This is a genomic window from Leeuwenhoekiella palythoae (genome assembly GCF_020310025.1).
Classification (GTDB): Bacteria; Bacteroidota; Bacteroidia; order Flavobacteriales; family Flavobacteriaceae; genus Leeuwenhoekiella; species Leeuwenhoekiella palythoae.
This window is the reverse complement of the sequence record NZ_CP084318.1, coordinates 418310-435534: the sequence shown is the minus strand read 5'-3', so window position 1 is coordinate 435534 and position 17225 is coordinate 418310. Positions and strand designations below refer to the sequence as shown.

General features: G+C 40.0%; 13 protein-coding genes and 1 other RNA gene. 4 read left to right on the top strand and 10 right to left on the bottom strand.

What is annotated here, in order from left to right:
* Window positions 1-128: 128 nt before the first annotated feature.
* Genes LDL79_RS01835 through LDL79_RS01820 form a run of 4 tightly spaced genes read right to left on the bottom strand, consistent with a single transcriptional unit; the run spans window position 129 to window position 5584 of the window.
* On the bottom strand, window positions 129-476 hold the full coding sequence (locus tag LDL79_RS01835) for a gamma-glutamylcyclotransferase family protein (protein WP_225598942.1): 348 nt from the start codon (window positions 474-476) through the stop codon (window positions 129-131).
* The gene (locus tag LDL79_RS01830) at window positions 477-2963 is read right to left on the bottom strand and encodes a T9SS type B sorting domain-containing protein (protein WP_225598941.1); all 2487 of its coding nucleotides are present in this window, start codon (window positions 2961-2963) and stop codon (window positions 477-479) included.
* A gap of 3 nt (window positions 2964-2966) precedes the next feature.
* Window positions 2967-4520 carry a hypothetical protein gene (locus LDL79_RS01825; protein ID WP_317197759.1) on the bottom strand — a complete coding sequence of 518 codons (1554 nt, stop codon included), beginning with the start codon at window positions 4518-4520 and terminating at the stop codon, window positions 2967-2969.
* Window positions 4521-4525: 5 nt separating this feature from the next.
* The gene (locus LDL79_RS01820; protein ID WP_225598940.1) at window positions 4526-5584 is read right to left on the bottom strand and encodes a glutaminyl-peptide cyclotransferase; all 1059 of its coding nucleotides are present in this window, start codon (window positions 5582-5584) and stop codon (window positions 4526-4528) included.
* A gap of 88 nt (window positions 5585-5672) precedes the next feature.
* On the opposite strand from LDL79_RS01820, the gene ffs reads away from it, so the two are divergent.
* The 3 genes from ffs (at window position 5673) to fsa (ending at window position 7399) form a co-directional block, all read left to right on the top strand.
* Window positions 5673-5772, top strand: an RNA gene (gene ffs / locus LDL79_RS01815) — signal recognition particle sRNA small type.
* A gap of 45 nt (window positions 5773-5817) precedes the next feature.
* Entirely contained in the window at window positions 5818-6621 is an 804-nt protein-coding gene (locus LDL79_RS01810; protein WP_225598939.1) for an SDR family oxidoreductase, read from the top strand.
* A gap of 121 nt (window positions 6622-6742) precedes the next feature.
* Window positions 6743-7399, top strand: coding sequence for a fructose-6-phosphate aldolase (gene fsa / locus LDL79_RS01805; protein WP_009779592.1), 657 nt, complete (start codon window positions 6743-6745; stop codon window positions 7397-7399).
* A 125-nt stretch (window positions 7400-7524) separates the two neighbouring features.
* Here fsa and LDL79_RS01800 read toward each other — a convergent pair whose 3' ends face one another.
* Entirely contained in the window at window positions 7525-8940 is a 1416-nt protein-coding gene (locus LDL79_RS01800; protein ID WP_225598938.1) for a TlpA family protein disulfide reductase, read from the bottom strand.
* A gap of 180 nt (window positions 8941-9120) precedes the next feature.
* Between LDL79_RS01800 and LDL79_RS01795 the strand changes: the two genes are divergently transcribed.
* Window positions 9121-10746 (top strand): ABC-F family ATP-binding cassette domain-containing protein, encoded by a 1626-nt coding sequence (locus LDL79_RS01795; protein ID WP_072984675.1) that lies wholly within the window; start codon window positions 9121-9123, stop codon window positions 10744-10746.
* Between the two features lie 77 nt (window positions 10747-10823).
* Here LDL79_RS01795 and LDL79_RS01790 read toward each other — a convergent pair whose 3' ends face one another.
* The 5 genes from LDL79_RS01790 to LDL79_RS01770 form a co-directional block, all read right to left on the bottom strand.
* Window positions 10824-11333: a putative signal transducing protein gene (locus LDL79_RS01790; RefSeq protein ID WP_225598937.1), complete on the bottom strand. Its 510-nt coding sequence runs from the start codon at window positions 11331-11333 to the stop codon at window positions 10824-10826.
* Window positions 11330-12064: a hypothetical protein gene (locus tag LDL79_RS01785; protein WP_225598936.1), complete on the bottom strand. Its 735-nt coding sequence runs from the start codon at window positions 12062-12064 to the stop codon at window positions 11330-11332. The genes LDL79_RS01790 and LDL79_RS01785 overlap by 4 nt, the downstream gene beginning before the upstream one ends.
* Window positions 12065-12131: 67 nt before the next feature.
* Window positions 12132-14558 carry a phenylalanine--tRNA ligase subunit beta gene (gene pheT / locus LDL79_RS01780; RefSeq protein ID WP_225598935.1) on the bottom strand — a complete coding sequence of 809 codons (2427 nt, stop codon included), beginning with the start codon at window positions 14556-14558 and terminating at the stop codon, window positions 12132-12134.
* A 114-nt stretch (window positions 14559-14672) separates the two neighbouring features.
* Window positions 14673-16775 (bottom strand): ATP-dependent DNA helicase RecG, encoded by a 2103-nt coding sequence (recG, locus tag LDL79_RS01775; RefSeq protein ID WP_225598934.1) that lies wholly within the window; start codon window positions 16773-16775, stop codon window positions 14673-14675.
* The gene (locus tag LDL79_RS01770) at window positions 16768-17211 is read right to left on the bottom strand and encodes a hypothetical protein (protein ID WP_225598933.1); all 444 of its coding nucleotides are present in this window, start codon (window positions 17209-17211) and stop codon (window positions 16768-16770) included. The genes recG and LDL79_RS01770 overlap by 8 nt, the downstream gene beginning before the upstream one ends.
* Window positions 17212-17225: the final 14 nt, after the last annotated feature.

The window sequence follows — 17225 nt, the reverse complement described above, 5'->3', positions numbered from 1 at the left end:
TTTTAGACTAACAGCCTTTGATATAAACCAATTGAATTTTAGAATTAGAAAATTGAGGCGCAAATGACTTAAAAATGAGTCGAGATTGACTAGAATACTATTATTCAAAATAATTTTTTAATAAAAAATTAACAAATAGGAGTTTGATAGACAATCGCTTCAATACCAGAATCTAATTTAATCTGGACTCGCTCATAAGCTTCACTCTCATAAGTATCAGTGATCTTTAATTCGTGCTCTGATAAGTAGAAAACAAAACCTTCAATAATATCCTGCGGATTACCGGTTGGGCTTGCGATGGGGTAGGAGATATAATTGAAGGAAGAATCGAGAAGATTAATGCTTTCCAAAATATAACCTGAAAGGCGATCAGGTTGACCTTCAAGCACGCGGTTATATAGTTCCTTTTGAACTTCAGGATCTTGAAGGGTGCCATAACTAAAAACAGCGATTTGATTTGGGGAATCCGTTTCCATTTAGCGCTTTAATGTTAGGTGACCTTGATAATTTACAAGAGATCCGTCTGTTTTTGTCAAAAGCACTTTATACCAATAATCGTCTGCCGGAAGGTTGCTACCGCGTGTGCTGCCGTCCCAGCTCGAATTGAAATCGTAAAGCGTTTTTAAGAGCTTTCCGAATCTATTAAAAATAAGAATTTGAATCGCAGAAAATTCATTTGAAGCAACACCTTGCGCTCCCCAAGTATCGTGATAACCATCATTGTTTGGCGTGAAATACTTTGGGAAACCTAGCACAGGAATTTCAATACTGCTTATTCCGCAACCGTTCTGGTCACGCACGTATAAGGTTTGCAAACCAATAGCAACATCTTCAAATGTCGGGTCTGTCTGATATGGACCTATGGGATCGCCCAATGCAAATTCATAATCCCCAATTCCCAGCATGCTTAAATCAGCAATATGTATACTGTTGCTCCCGTTTTCCTGAATAACTTCAATATTCTCTAGATCGAGCAGCGCAGCTTCAGAAGCGATAACTTCAATTTGCTTAGGTTCAGAAATGCAACCGTAAGTTGTAGTTGCGGTGACTGTATAAATTCCCGGGGTGGTAACGGTAACCTGAGCCGATGTGCTTATGCGTGTGTTTGAAGCATCATACCAACTGTAATTATAAACACCTTGGGCATTTTCGGTTTCTAAGGTAAACGAACTCGCGTTACTGCAAAATTTGCCCTCATTAACGACATCAAAAATTGGGAGTGGTTCTACCTGAAGCTCTAAATGCGGACCCACTCCGTAACATCCACCAGAATTTTGATCTTCAACGCGCACGTATACGATTTGATTGTAAGCAACCTCGTTTTGGTAGAAGCTGGCGGTGCTTATTTCATTTTGAGCTAAGAGAGCATCTTGTTCAGAACGGAAATAGGAGACCTCAAGATTAGCCCCTGACGGAAACACATTCAGCATTGCTGAAGAAGCTTCGTTGAGGTCAAAATCCATAAAACCATCCTGTTGAGCATCGGTGTCGCAGCTGGTTAAATTGTATAAAAAACCATTAGGAAAAGAGGTGGTGGAAACCTGTAGCTGCACTTCAGAAACTGCAGAACATCCTGCACTATTGAAAATATATGCATAAATTATATTGCCGGAAGCATTGTTATAAGGCGTTGTTAAAACATTGCTTCCAGAATTAGTATCCGCGTCAAAACGCGTGCTGTAAAAGGTTATCTGAACAGCAGGATCAGCTGTTAAATACGGAATGATTTGTTGTAAATTAAAATCTACAAATCCGTCAGGCGTTCCATCTTCATCACAATTAGAAAATGTGATCTGATTGGGGGCTGCAACCTCCGGGAGAATTTCTGCCTCAACCGCTCTTCTTTTTCCGGAAGTACATCCTACAGGTTCTGCGGCCACATAAAAGGTTTGCGAACTTGTTAAATTTGGAGTGAATTGAGTGCCCGTAAATAAAAGATTTCCTCCACTTTGACTATCATACCAGTGCAACTCACCGGCATTTGTAGTCGCATCCAATGTGACAACGCCGGGACCACACCGCGAATCTCCGGTAGCTGAAGTGACAGGAATACGAATTTGAGTAGCTGCTGCAATTTTTAATACAGGATCACCCGGCATTCCGCCATATTCAACAATATATCCTTTTGCCTGAAAAAGCGGATTGGTTTCTCCCGTGGTTCTTAAATCATTCCAAGAACCTTCAATGCCAACTCCAGGAGCGGTGATATGCGCATAGTCTTCTCCACCGTTAGTATTGTTTGGTTCTCCCGGATTCCAATATGCGAAAGTTGTGGTGCTACCGCCGGGGCCACCTCTCCAAAATTCTACACCGCCAGCTAGACCTTCTGGTCCCGTTACCCATTCCCAAACGCCTTCTACAGCTTCATCGGTGCCGCCAATCCAGCCGGCACCTTGAGTTTGTTCTCCGCACAAAACAGCTTCATCTAGTGTTGTAATGGTTGCGAGATAGCCTTGAAGGCCGTAATAGGTTCTGTTTTGTGCTGCTATCCTTGCATCTTGCCAAGTAATAAGATTGGCAGGTACATACTCATAATAATGATCAGATGAGGGGAGGTAATTGGCTTGACCAATACTGATAGAAAACTCTTTTTTTCCGCTCACCGAAGCGTCATCACTTCTAAAGGTTACTGCTTCAACCGCCTCAATAACTTCAGCGTTGGTTATAGTTGAAGAAAAACGAAGTGTAAGTTTTCCGTCTGCTTCATTGAAACTTTGGGTGATATTAGGGTTGAGGTTGGGAAACTCTAAAAAATCGTTTCCTTGCTCATAGCCCGAAGAAATTTGAATGTAAAGCGCATCGATCACCGTTCCTGCGGGATTATTAAGCTCAAAATCAGTAGCAATAGGAATTGAAGTCAACGGACAATACACTTGATCTCCCGCAGCGGTGAGTTCAGGAGCTTGCCCGTAGATAGAAGTGTATGCAAAAAAAAGACTTAGTAAGAGGTATTTATAATTCATACACTAATTTTCATTGTCGGTTGCTTGATAGGCTCCGGAATCTATGTGTTCTTCTCGGGCAATGCCTAAAAGGTCTGTGGGTACCTGAATTGCACCGCTTTCATTTCCCAAAGCCCTAGCGGCAGAAGGAGCGATGATTTTATAATTGTTTAGAGAAGTATTTTCAAAATTAGGGTCTTCATTTAAAAGTATATCGGTGTACAAAGTTTCGTTAGCAAACTGATATAAAGGGTTAGCAGTAAAATCATTAAAAGGATCTTCAAATCGCACTAAGCTATTTGAAAAATTATACTGAAATGTTGCTGCATCCACTGCTTCGAGTCCTATTTCTCTTGTTGCGTTTCCGTAGATGATACAATTGGTAAATTGGGCTTTAGTAAGATCAGCGATCAACAGTTCGTCTTCGGTTTCTAAAAAATTCGCCAATTGTACCGAAGGCGTATTTCTAAAACTTCGATTCCAATAATTAGCAAATGTACTGTGTACAAACTCGTAACTTCCACCTTGTCGAGCCCAAAAATTAGAAATTCCGGAATTTCCTATCACGAGATTTTCTCCTAATATAGAAGCGTTTACACCGTAAAGCCCTACCGAAGCCGTGTTATAAATCTGAACATTTTTGAAGTAGTGGTCAGGGGTGTTGGTGTTAGAATGTCCCTCAGCCAAAATGCCAATCGCATTGTTTTTAATTGTAACGTGCTGCATACGTGCAGTGCTTCCCGGGGTGAACCACAGCGTGCCCCATTGCCCGGGAACAGCACTAAATTCAGGCTCCAGCCGATCTCCTTCCAGAATGATCTCACCTTCTAAACGATAAGGATCTTGGCTTAAACTTCCGTTGGCTTCCAGCCTGGCGCCGTTACTCAGTATGATCCCGCTATTTTCGTGAAAATGAATACGCGCTCCTGCTTCAATACGTAAGGTTTGTTCGCCTGCAACACCGGCATAGCCATAGATCACATAAGGTTTTTGATTCGTCCAAACAAGTTGATCTTCTTCTAAAATAAAACCTTCAATGGTTATCGGGTTGCCATCTTCATCGGTGCCTAAAGTCAAGGTTTCTTTGATTCCTTGAGCATTCCGTTCAGGATATAAAAAAATAGCGTCTTGAATAAGGGTGACCAATGCTACCTGCTGCTCGTAAACTCCAGAATCAAAAAGGATTTGATCTGTATATAAAAACTGATTTTCATCTTGCTGTGAAGCGTCAACTGTGGTTTCCATGAAAACATAGATACTGTCTTTAGCAGGCAGTTCTACATTTTCAAAAGTTTTTCCCGGAATTCCATCTATATTGAGCCGGTATTGCGAATTTTCGCCTTGCGCGAGTCGTACTTGAGGAATGCTAATGAGTTCGTTAGATCGGTTGTAAACTTTAAAACTATAGGTGCTGCTACCAATGTTTGAAAAAACCGTGTCTAAAAAAATAGTATCTCTTGAGAATTCTAAGTTCCCCGTGCTTCGGCTGGGTTCGAAATCTGTTCTGCACGAATGAAGCAGGAGCAGCCCGAAACCGACAAGAGCACTTAAAAGACTACATTTTAGCAGGTTTTTCAAAGTAGTTATTTCTTAATCAAACGAATTTCAAACAGCTTGTCCCAGTGTTTACCGGTAACATAAAGTTGCTTTGTCGCTGCGTTGTATGCAATACCATTTAGCACTTCATTATCGGCATCGGTAATGGAGCTGATTTCCTTTTTTAGCGGACGTAGATCTACCACACCCTCGATCGCTCCTGTTGTTGGGTTAATTATCGAAATGCTATCAAACTGATAACTGTTAGCGTAGATTTTACCATCTACCCACTCCAGTTCGTTGTATTTAGAGCGTAGTTTTTTAGAATCTACAACTTGAATATACTCCTGTTCGGCAAAAGTTTCCGGGTCAAGCAGCCATATTTTTTCGGTGCCGTCAGATTTATAGATCACCTGACCGTCATTACACAATCCCCAACCTTCTTTGCTTTTTCCGTAATTAAAGGTGTCGGTTTTTTCAAAACTATTCAAGTCATACACAAAACCTACATTCTCACGCCAAGTCAATTGAACAAGTTGGTTGTTGATCACCGTTAAGCCTTCGGCGAAATATTTTTTCTCAAGATCTTTGCGCTCCAAGATTTTTCCGGTTTCTAACTCGGTTTTAAGCAGACCAGATTCACCATATTCTCCCACGCTTTCATATAATATATTATCGTGAAATTCTAAACCTTGCGTGTACGAACTTTTATCGTGTGGGTAGGTATTGACAATCTCATAGGTATATAGCGTAGGAGTTTCAGAAGCTAAAAAGGTAAGTTTAGAATTTAGCGTGGCTTGTTTTCCTTCGGCATAGACCTGCGCGCTCAAATTTTTGGCTCCTAATTTAGTTACGTCAAAAGCGATCTCCAGAGGACTTAAATCTGTTTTGGTTCCTAAGACTGCACCATCCAGTTTATAAATCACAGAATCGATAGGGATTTCTCCTTTTGACTTCAGGCTTATGCTCACTTGATCGCCATTTTTAAGACTGTTTTCGGCCTTATTTAGGGTAAGTTTAAAACTTTTACTTAAATCTTTTCCGTTGCCGCAAGCCAGTAAAGTAAGGCTTAAAATAAAGACAGCGAGAAGGTTATAAATGCGCATGGGATTTTAAATTTTGTGGTCAAGTTAAATCAATAAATTCAGTTTAAAAAACGTTTGGTATACTGTTCTATTGCTGTATATTTGCAGCCGGCAAGTCCTACACAACCAGCTCCTGTCGAATTCCCCCAGGGCGGGAACGCAGCAAGGGTAGATGGTCGTAGCGGTGTGATGTAGGTAGCTTGCCTTTTTTTATGCCCTAATATTACGTATTTTCCCCGCTCTAAATTATTAATATGTCTCAAGTAGTCTTGATCACAGGAGCCTCTTCAGGAATCGGGAAATCTATCGCAGAATTTTTAGTCACCAAAGGTTTTATCGTTTACGGCACAAGCCGAAACCCCAAAAATGAACTCGTAAATGGAGTGCATTTTCTTGCTTTAGATGTAACACAAGGTGAAACGGTTAAAGCTGCCGTAGCTGCAGTGCTCGCCAAGGAGTCGCGCATTGATGTGCTTATCAATAATGCCGGAAAGGGAATTACCGGTCCTTTAGAAGAAATTCCGGAGGAAGAGCTCAAATCTATTTTTGAAACAAATTATTTTGGTCCGTTAAAAGTCATTAAAGCGGTTTTACCTGCAATGCGTGAGCAGCGCAGCGGACTCATCATTAACGTTACGTCTATTGCGGGGTATATGGGATTACCGTATCGTAGCGCATATTCTGCAACTAAAGGCGCATTAGGATTGACCACCGAAGCCTTAAGAATGGAATTAAAAGAGTTTAATATAAAACTCACCAATGTAGCTCCCGGAGATTTTGCGACGAATATTGCTTCCGGGCGCTATCACGCACCTTTAAAGGAAACTTCACCGTATAAAGAAAACTACGGCAAATCACTCGCTTTAATGGACGAGCACGTAGATCACGGTGAGGATCCTCAGAAAATGGGTAAAGCCGTTTATTCAATTATTACCGAAAAAGAACCAAAAGTGCACTATAAAGTAGGTGCTTTTATGCAGAAGATTTCGGTTTTTCTCAAAGGTGTGCTGCCGAGTAAAATCTACGAGCGCTTGCTGCTCAATCACTATAAATTGTAGATTGAAGGTTAATTTAGTGTAAAATCAACACTTAACAGGTTTTAAACGTCTTGTTCTTAAATATTAACGATTATATTGCGTAATTTTGAACAACAAATATTAGATAATCTAAATTCTTCACATGAAATTTTTTATTGATACAGCAAATCTTGATCAGATTAAAGAAGCTCAAGAACTAGGTGTTCTTGACGGGGTAACTACTAATCCATCTTTGATGGCTAAAGAAGGTATTACCGGTAGAGAAAATATTTTAAAACACTATGTTGACATCTGTAACTTAGTTGACGGTGATGTAAGTGCAGAAGTTATTGCTACTGACATTGACGGAATGATCAAAGAAGGTGAAGAGTTAGCAGCACTTCACGAGCAGATCGTAGTTAAAATACCTATGATTAAAGACGGTATTAAAGCTTTAAAATACTTTAGCGATAAAGGAATAAAAACTAACTGTACACTAGTATTTTCGGTAGGGCAGGCGTTGCTTGCTGCTAAAGCTGGAGCTACTTACGTATCACCATTTTTAGGACGTCTAGATGATATCTCAACAGACGGACTTCAATTGATTTCAGATATTCGTTTGGTTTATGATAACTATGCGTTTGAAACACAAATTTTAGCAGCATCTGTACGTCACACCATGCACGTAATTGATTGCGCTAAATTAGGATCAGATGTTATGACCGGACCATTAAGCTCTATTGAAGGTTTACTAAAACACCCTTTAACCGATATTGGTCTAGAGAAATTCTTAGCAGATTATAAGAAGGGAAATAGCTAATCCTTTAGCTTTAAGATAAATTAGAAAAGCCTGCATCACGCAGGCTTTTTTATGGATTTCCTTTAAAGGTTGAAAGACCTTTAAATCGACTGTATCTAATGTTCACTTGCGCGATCCAATACGCATTACTGATTCAATGCTTCTAAAAGTTCTTGCTCAAAGTTAGAGCTGAATATATTAGCGTGCGCGTTGATGATAATCCCATTGCGGTCTACGATAAACGTTTTCAGCAAGCTGTTTAGCGCTAGGTCTTCTGCTAATTCATCAAAAGAATCTTTAAAATAATACTGTTTTGCACTATCAAAATTATAACGAGAAACCGTGTTCTGCCAGTTGTCATAACTGTCATTGACATTTATGGCGAGGTAAGAGTACTCAGGATATTTTTGTTGTAGTGAAGAGGCGAGTTTCTGTGCTCTGATGGCGTGCGATTTTCTGGAAGACGACCAGAAGAAAATAAATGTAGGTTTCGTGATGATACGTTCAAAACTTAAAGTATCATTATCAAAATTTACCAGTTTTTCGTTAGGGATACGCTTACCGGTCTCAATATTTTTATTGGATTCATAAAGCTCTTGTATAATCAACTTATCATCTTTAGAAGCTATGCGCTCCATATACATGTCATACAAGGTTTGTCCACCTTTTTTGTCGTTGCTGTTTGCCAGGTAATCGCGTATAGTTCTGGTGAGTAGAAAGCTTTCAACAGAGTCGTTTTCGATTTGGGAATCAATCAATCGCAACTTGTGCAAATTATGTGTAAAGGATAACGGGTCGTAGGCTTCTTGTTTATAATAGTCTTTAAAGGCTGCTTGATTGAAATAATTGATCAGAAAACGCTGATAACTATAAAGCTCTAACAGACTCGCGTCATTAAAATCTGCATCCTTTCGATAATCGAAAAACGACTGCGGAAGACTTTCTAAAAAGGCTACCCGGTCAACACCAAAATGCGACATTGGGTAAACTTCTTTACGCGCGTAAAAATCGTAATTCACTACGGTTTCGGCTATTTTTTCAAAATAGGCGTCTGCTTCATTTTTCTTTAAAAAGTCTTGTAGAATCTTCTCACGCTCTGCCTTGAGTAAGGCGATGCTTTTGCTAAAGGTTTCCGGGTCTTGCTGATAAATCTCATCCTGAAGCATGAGCTCATTCTCGTGTTCGTTAAGCAAGAAAAGTTCGACTAGTAAGTTGTTGCGAGGAGCACCAAAACCCGAAAAGGTCAAGGTTTCGTCAAACTCGTAGGTGTTCACCCGTAACATTAAACTATCGTTGGGCTCGATAAATATTATTTGCCCTTCATTATGAAATATTTGATAGAGTCCCTCTTGTGCATTTTCAATCTTGTATAAAAAACGGTTGTTTTGATCTAACTTAATGCTGTCAATAAGCCTGTCGTTCTTGCGCAGAAGCACAAAATTAGAAGTGGGATTTACAATTTCTCCTCCCAGATACGTTCCGGATTTTGCTTTATGCGTTTGCTCAGAGCAACCTAGTAACGATAGGGATAGAAAGGTGGCTAAAAGTAGCTTAACGCTCATAAAAGATTGAGATAGAGGTAATGCAATAGGTTAATTTTTAAAAATTGCTCAAATGTATAAGGGGCGATTAATCTAGGCTGTTAATTGCACGTTAAATCACAATATTAAAAAGTTAATGTTTCTTGTTTTACGGTAATAGCTGTACTTTTGCAAATCACAATAAAATCAGGCTTTAAGCATATGTTATCAGTATCAAATTTATCTGTACAGTTTGGAAAACGCGTATTGTTTGACGAAGTAAATGTCTCGTTCACTCAAGGCAATTGCTATGGAATTATAGGAGCAAATGGTGCAGGAAAATCTACATTTCTAAAAATTATTTCGGGCAAAGAAGATCCTACAAGTGGTCACGTGCACTTGGAGCCGGGCAAAAGAATGTCGGTTTTAGAGCAAGATCACTATGCTTACGATGAGCATACTGTTTTAGAAACGGTTTTGATGGGGAACAAGCCCTTATTTAAGATCAAGACAGAAATTGATGCGCTGTATGCTGATTATTCAGACGAAAATGCTGAGCGTATCGGGGAACTTCAGGTCGAGTTTGAAGAGATGAACGGGTGGAATGCAGACAGTGATGCTGCGGCTTTATTGTCAAACCTTGGGATCACCGAAGATTTGCATTACAGTCTGGTAAAGGATCTTGACGGTAAGCAAAAGGTACGTGTGCTTTTGGCTCAGGCACTTTTTGGAAATCCAGATGTGTTGATAATGGATGAGCCTACTAACGACCTTGATTATGAAACGATCAACTGGTTAGAGAATTTCTTGGCGAATTACGACAACTGCGTCATTGTAGTATCTCACGACCGTCACTTTTTAGATGCGGTATGTACACATATATCTGATATAGATTTTGGAAAGATTTCGCATTTCAGCGGAAATTATACTTTCTGGTATGAGTCTTCTCAATTGGCTGCTCGTCAACGCGCGCAACAAAACAAGAAGGCTGAAGAAAAGAAAAAGGAGCTTGAAGAGTTTATTCGTCGTTTTAGTGCAAACGTAGCAAAGAGTAAGCAGGCAACGTCCCGTAAAAAGATGATTGATAAGCTTAATGTAAATGAGATCAAGCCATCTAGCCGAAGATATCCCGCAATTATTTTTGAGCGTGAGCGCGAAGCAGGAGATCAGATTTTAAATGTGGAGAAACTAGCATCTTCTATTGATGGAGAAGTTTTGTTTAAAAACGTGAATCTCAACCTAGCTAAGGGTGACAAAGTTGTAGTATATTCTAAAGACAGTAGAGCAACCACTGCATTTTATGAGATCCTGAATGGTAAGCAAAATGCGCTAGAAGGAAAGTATGAGTGGGGGGTGACGACGAATCAGTCTTATCTTCCTGTAGATAATCAAGAATTCTTTGATAACGAATTGACCTTAGTAGACTGGCTGCGTCAATATGCTAAAACCGAACAGGAGCGTGAAGAAGTTTATTTGAGAGGTTTCTTAGGGAAAATGATCTTTTCGGGAGAAGAAGCGCTCAAAACTTCAAACGTGTTGTCAGGGGGTGAAAAAGTACGTTGTATGTTAAGCAGAATGATGATGCAGCGCGCAAACGTATTGATGTTTGATGAACCTACTAACCACTTGGATCTTGAATCGATCACGGCGATCAATAACAGTCTGAAGAATTTTAAAGGGACTATTTTGTTGACTACGAGTGATCACGAGTTCGCGCAAACAGTAGGTAATCGTATTGTTGAATTAACTCCAAAAGGTGCAATAGATCGTTATCTTACATTTGATGAGTATATGAATGACCCAAAGATAAAAGAGCAACGCGAGCAGATGTACGCTGTAGAAGCGTAAGCTATCAGCTGAATAAAAACAAAAAAGATCCGTGGTACAGACCACGGATCTTTTTTATTTTAAGAGAACTTTTGTTCTTACTTTTTTATAAAATGTCGCACGAGCGTAAAACCGCAGAAAACTGCAATAAAACCACTCAAGAGTATACGATAGGTGGGCAACTCTTCTCCTTGAGTGAGGGGATACAAGCGCCATAGTGAATAGATAAGTAAAGCGGCATTTAATGCGAGATTAAAAAAAGAGCGCTTCGGCTTTTCTTCTTTTTGAATTAATGGCCGCTCGCCTTTACGCTCAGTGGTTTGCTCTTTCAAGCGGCTTTGCGTAGCCTGCTCTTCTAATTCGGCATCGGTGAACTTAGGTTCTGAAGTGGTTTTTTCGATAATATGTTTAGCTCTTAATAGGTTATCCTTTTCTACAAATAATAATACGCCGCGATCATAGTCACTGCCAAAACCGGCACGTATGGCACTCTCGTGATCGTTGCGAACGACGCTGCTGATACCGGCGTCTTCCAGTTGTGATTTTAGGTGGTTTACATTGATTTCAGAGCCTGTATATACACGCTCATACTTTGAATCTTTAATCATTGTGCTTTATCATATTGACACTTCCAGATGGCGGTGTTGAAGTTTTTTCCCAACGCAAAGCCGTAGTAGATCACCACAGCGGCGATAGATTTAAACATAAAAAAGAAAACCATCGCATCTTGACTTAAGCTTTGTTCCGGCGCAAACAGGCCATCAGGTACTAGTACCGTAGCTAAAATACTCGAAATCATAATGGTAAAAACTAGTGTCTCAAAAGTTTTAAAAGGCCACATTAGCAGTTTGCGTAACGGGTGCAGGTCATTGCCCCATTTATGAATAAGATAATAATAACCATTACCCATTGGTGCAAATAAAAGAGGATCGTCTGTTTTGCTTAAGACAAACATTTTTGACGGAGCCATTATTTTAAAGTTAGAAAGGCTAGTTTCATGTGCTTCTTCCAGATGTTTGATTTCATCAAGAGCTTCTTGAGGATAGGTTCCTTTAAAAAAATGCGTGTCTAAAAACCTTAGCCTGTAATCCACGCAAATTCTTTTAATGCTTTTTTCGTGAAATATGCGTTCTGTATCAAGCTTGTCAAAAATAAAAGCAGTTGCCGAAGCATCACCGTTTTGTTGCTTGAGCTTGTCTAAAATACGCGCATTGTTAGCGGGTGTGTTCTTAAGAAATTGATTAACCCAGTTTATGATTTTTGATTCTCCGGCATTGGTGTTTAGACGTTGTTCACGAAGCAATTTTTCGTGAATGTTGGTTCTTTTTAACAGCATCATTCTTCTTTTTAAGTCTTAAAGTTAACTATTTGAAGACTAAAGCACAACACGCCAAATGCTAAAAAATCTAGCGCAATTCAGCGTTTAAGCTTTTCTCAAAGCGCTGCTGCAACTTGTTCATGATTTTATCAATTTCTTTATCGGTTAGGGTTTTGTGTTCATCCTGAAGCGTAAAACTCACAGCATAACTCTTTTTCCCTTCCGGAAGGTTTTTACCCTCGTACACATCAAACAAGGCTACATTTTGCAGTAATTTTTTCTCTACCATAAAAGCTTCCTGATAAATCTGATCAAAGGTCACATCCTGATCTAAAAGCAACGCAAAATCACGTCGTACCGCAGGATTTTTAGGAATTGGCACAAATTTGATCGAATTCTGTTGAACCAGATCTAAAATGGTGTCCCAATTAAAATCAGCGAATAAAACTTCTTGCTCAATATCAAAATGCTTACGAATAGCTTTAGAAACCAAGCCAAAAGAAACCACTTGCTTTTTCTGCACAGTGTACTCTAAACCTTCAGAGAATTGAGTGTCTTTTACCGGTTTTACCTTCCACTGGGCGATACCTAATCTTGAAAGCACAGCTTCAACACTTCCTTTTAAATCAAAGAACGTAGTGTTTTGTTGTTGCTGAAACCAGTTTTCGGCATTTTGCTTTCCGCTTAAAAGCAGGGTTAAATGCTTATATTCTTCACGGCCACCCGGGAAGTTATGATAGCTTTTTCCGAATTCAAAAAGTTTTAAATCCGGTTGTCTGCGGTTGCTGTTAAAAGCCACAACTTCTAATCCGCTAAACAGCAAAGATTGACGCATTACCGAAAGATCAGTACTCAACGGATTCAGCATCGTTACGTTATAATCTTCTTTAAAAGCATCGTTTAAAGAAGCGTACACCGGAGAGGTCAGGGAATTGTTCAGGATTTCGTTAAATCCTAACGAAGCTAATAGTGTACCAGTTACTTGCTGAATTTTATGATCTGCAAAGCGGCTGCTTTTTGAAACCGAAGCATTAAGCTTTGACTTAAATTGAATTTTGTTGTAGCCGTAAACGCGTAAAATTTCTTCAATAACATCTACCTCACGGGTCACATCATTACGGTATGCAGGGATGGTCATCCCAATACCAGATTCTGTAATATTATTGATCTTGATATCTAGAGAAGACAAAATAGACTTTATGGTCTCTTTGGGGATTGCTTCTCCAATGAGTTTTTCAGCACGATCAAAATTGAGCACTACTTGATGATCTTCAATCTTTTTAGGATAGAAATCCACCACGTCACTTGTTACTTCGCCACCGGCACATTCTTGAATTAACAAAACGGCACGTATTAAAGCATATTCTGTAATATTAGGATCAATACCGCGCTCAAATCTAAAAGAGGCATCGGTATTAAGTGCGTGACGCTTAGCCGTTTTACGTATGTTTACAGGGTCAAAATAGGCACTTTCTAAAAATATAGAAGTCGTTTCTTCCGTTACACCGCTATGCTCACCGCCAAAAACACCGGCGATACACATAGGTTTTTCAGCATCGCAAATCATCAGATCTTCCTCGTGCAGTTCACGCTCAATACCATCAAGAGTAGTGAATTTTGTACCTGCAGCTACCGTTTTAACATTGATCTGCTTTCCGGCAATTTTTGCCAAGTCAAAAGCGTGAAGCGGTTGCCCTAGTTCGTGCAACACGTAATTCGTGATATCAACGATATTATTTTTTGGGGTAAGTCCAATCGCTTTAAGCCTGTTTTGAATCCAGGCCGGTGATTCTTTTACGGTTAAACCGCTTAAGGTGATTCCGCAATAGCGCGGTGCTTTTTCATTATTTAAAACCTGCACACTTATTTTTTGGGTGCGGTTATCAATTCTAAACGAACTCGTAGAAGGCGTGATGAATTCAGGATGCACACCAGACTGAATAAGTCCTGCACGTAAATCGCGCGCGGTACCCATATGACTCATCGCATCTGCACGGTTGGGGGTCAAGCCAATTTCAAAAACATAATCATCTTCAACTTCAAAGATTTTAGCAAGCGGAGTCCCCGGTTTTAGATCTTCTTCTAAGATCATAATTCCATCGTGACTTTCACCAAGACCAAGTTCGTCTTCAGCGCAAATCATTCCATTACTTACTTCGCCGCGAATCTTTCCTTTTTTAATTTTCCAAGGCTCACCTTTATCATCATAAAGCGTTGTACCCACGGTTGCTACAGGAACTTTTTGACCGGCGTCAACATTGGGTGCTCCACATACGATTTGTACCGGTTCACCATCACCAAGATCTACAGTGGTAAGTTTTAAACGGTCAGCATTGGGGTGTTTAACGCACGTAAGCACGTGACCAACTACAATACCCTTTAACCCTCCTTTTACACTTTGAAAAGCTTCTATCCCTTCAACCTCAAGACCTAAGTCTGTCAATAAATTACCGGTTTTTTCGGCTTCCCAATCAATATTAATAAACTGTTTTAACCAGTTGTAGCTTATTTGCATTCTTATATTTTTGAAAGGGCAAATATACTATTTACCCTGCTTTTTTACTCAAATACTTGGGGTTAATCACGACTTTATCTACCGTGTTTATCAACAGGAAAATCTTGAAATGTGTTAGGAAATATAGTTCCAGATATTTTTGAATTTCATGACCTGCGCATAGGTTTTGCGTATGGGTAAATTTTCGGGCTGTGCCAATTGCGGATCTTCTTTAAGCAATGCAGAAGCATAATTGCGTGCGATTTTCATGACTTCGTTATCCTTCACAATATCAGCGATTTTAAGGTTAAGTACCCCGCTTTGTTGCGTGCCCATAATATCGCCGGGACCGCGTAGTTTTAGATCTACTTCGGCGATTTCAAAACCGTCATTGGTTTGCGTCATCGTTTGTAGGCGGGTTTTTGAATCTTCAGAAAGTTTATGACCGGTCATTAAAATACAATAACTCTGGTCTGCACCGCGCCCCACGCGTCCACGTAACTGATGCAGTTGTGACAGCCCAAAACGCTCTGCACTTTCAATGATCATCACCGAAGCATTGGGGACATTTACACCCACTTCGATCACGGTAGTGGCGACCATGATTTGTGTTTCACCGTTTACAAAGCGGTTCATCTCGTAATCTTTGTCTGCGGGTTTCATTTGTCCGTGCACGATCGAAATTTGATAATCAGGCATCGGGAATTCACGTGCGATGCTTTCATAACCATCCATCAGGTCTTTATAATCAAGCGCCTCACTCTCTTGAATAAGTGGATAGACGACATAGATCTGTCGGCCTTTTTTGATCTCATCGCGAATAAAACCAAACACTTTTAAACGGTTGTTATCATAGCGATGCACGGTTTTAATGGCTTTTCTTCCGGGAGGTAACTCATCGATCACCGAAACATCAAGATCACCATAAACACTCATCGCCAACGTACGCGGAATGGGGGTTGCTGTCATTATCAAAATATGCGGCGGCAGTTCATTTTTGTGCCAAAGCTTGCTGCGCTGCGCTACACCAAAGCGGTGTTGCTCATCAATAACAGCAAGTCCCAGATTTTTAAATTTTACTTTATCTTCAAGCAGCGCGTGTGTTCCTATTAAAATATTTAGGCTGCCATCTTCAAGACTTTGATGAATTTCTCGTCGTTCTTTGGTCTTTGACGAACCAGTGAGCAGCGCGATTTTAATATTTAGTTTTTCGCACAATTCACTGATTCCCTGAAAATGCTGAATGGCCAAAATCTCGGTTGGAGCCATAAGGCAGGCCTGAAAATTGTTGTCAAGCGCGATCAGCATTGTCATCAGGGCAACGATGGTTTTGCCGCTTCCCACATCTCCCTGAAGCAGGCGATTCATCTGTGCAGGTTTTCCCAGATCGTTACGAATTTCTTTCACAACTCGTTTTTGAGCGCCGGTGAGTTCAAAAGGTAAATGTTTATTATAAAAAGTGGTAAAATAGTCTCCGATTTCCTCAAAAGCATAGCCTTTAATTTTTTGTTTATGCAGTTGGTTTTTTACTAAAAGCTGCAACTGAATAAAAAAAAGTTCTTCAAATTTCAGCCGAAATTGCGCCTTTGCCAGTTTTTCTTGCTGCTGCGGAAAGTGAATATTAAGATAGGCTTCCCGACGCGAAATCAACTTCAATGTATTTCTAATGGATTCAGAAAGAGATTCTTCAATACTCTTATGCACTTCTTGAAAAAGCGTTTGCATCAAGCCATTCATCACACGATTGGTAATGCCCTTGTTGCTTAGTTTTTCGGTTGAAGGGTACACCGGTTGCATCGCAATGCGCAAGCCTTTTTTGTGTTCTTCAAGCAATTCTAGATCGGGATGTGCGATCGAGTAGGAGCTGCCAAAACGTTGCACTTTTCCAAAGGCGACATAGGGCACGTTTATTTTTAGGCTTTCTCGTATCCATTTTAACCCCTTGAACCACACCAGTTCCATAGCGCCGGTTTGATCGATAAAGGTTGCGACCAAGCGTTTTGATCTTCCTTCTCCCACCGTTTTAATATGTGTGACTTTACCAATGATCTGTACATCGGCGCTGGTAGGTTGCAACTGACTAACCGTGTAATATTGCGTTTTGTCAATATAACGATTAGGAAAAAGATTGAGCAAATCCTGATACGTATGAATTCCCAATTCTGAGCGCAACAAATTAGCCCGGTTGGGGCCAACGCCTTTTAGGTAATCTATAGGAATCTGAAGTTTACTACTCATGAATTAGATAAGCGCTTGTAGATTTTTTTCCGATGAAAACTAAAGTGATACCTGCTACGAGCGCTACAAATAATCTGATGCTGTTTACTATTTTGATAAGCACAGCCCTAGCTTCATCTGCGGACTGCATTTCATGTAAAGCACTCAAAAATTGAGTGCAGAATACCAGTAGTACTCCAGAAGCAATGATAAAGAAAAGCACTGTTGCGATTTCTAATTTTTTCTGAATTAAGAGTTTTAATCCGTTTCCTAAAAAAAGTAAAAGGCAAAATATTCCCGAAAAAATGTATAGAACAGAAACTACATAATAGGTGTCGCCAATGTTGATAGCGGTAGTTTTTTCCGCACTAAAACCGGAGGAGCCAAAGAATAGCAATTGAAGCGCGGCAGCTATCACAAGAAGTAGAATTAAAAAAAAAGGTTCGCGTTTTAGCATTGCTACTCATTTTA

Coding starts and splice junctions, on each gene's coding strand:
- LDL79_RS01830 (WP_225598941.1), bottom strand. CDS start 2,963: ATGAATTATAAATACCTCTTACTAAGTCTTTTTTTTGCATACACTTCT.
- LDL79_RS01790 (WP_225598937.1), bottom strand. CDS start 11,333: ATGATTAAAGATTCAAAGTATGAGCGTGTATATACAGGCTCTGAAATC.
- recG (WP_225598934.1), bottom strand. CDS start 16,775: ATGAGTAGTAAACTTCAGATTCCTATAGATTACCTAAAAGGCGTTGGC.
- LDL79_RS01835 (WP_225598942.1), bottom strand. CDS start 476: ATGGAAACGGATTCCCCAAATCAAATCGCTGTTTTTAGTTATGGCACC.
- LDL79_RS01795 (WP_072984675.1), top strand. CDS start 9,121: ATGTTATCAGTATCAAATTTATCTGTACAGTTTGGAAAACGCGTATTG.
- LDL79_RS01800 (WP_225598938.1), bottom strand. CDS start 8,940: ATGAGCGTTAAGCTACTTTTAGCCACCTTTCTATCCCTATCGTTACTA.
- LDL79_RS01820 (WP_225598940.1), bottom strand. CDS start 5,584: ATGCGCATTTATAACCTTCTCGCTGTCTTTATTTTAAGCCTTACTTTA.
- LDL79_RS01770 (WP_225598933.1), bottom strand. CDS start 17,211: ATGCTAAAACGCGAACCTTTTTTTTTAATTCTACTTCTTGTGATAGCT.
- pheT (WP_225598935.1), bottom strand. CDS start 14,558: ATGCAAATAAGCTACAACTGGTTAAAACAGTTTATTAATATTGATTGG.
- fsa (WP_009779592.1), top strand. CDS start 6,743: ATGAAATTTTTTATTGATACAGCAAATCTTGATCAGATTAAAGAAGCT.
- LDL79_RS01810 (WP_225598939.1), top strand. CDS start 5,818: ATGTCTCAAGTAGTCTTGATCACAGGAGCCTCTTCAGGAATCGGGAAA.
- LDL79_RS01785 (WP_225598936.1), bottom strand. CDS start 12,064: ATGATGCTGTTAAAAAGAACCAACATTCACGAAAAATTGCTTCGTGAA.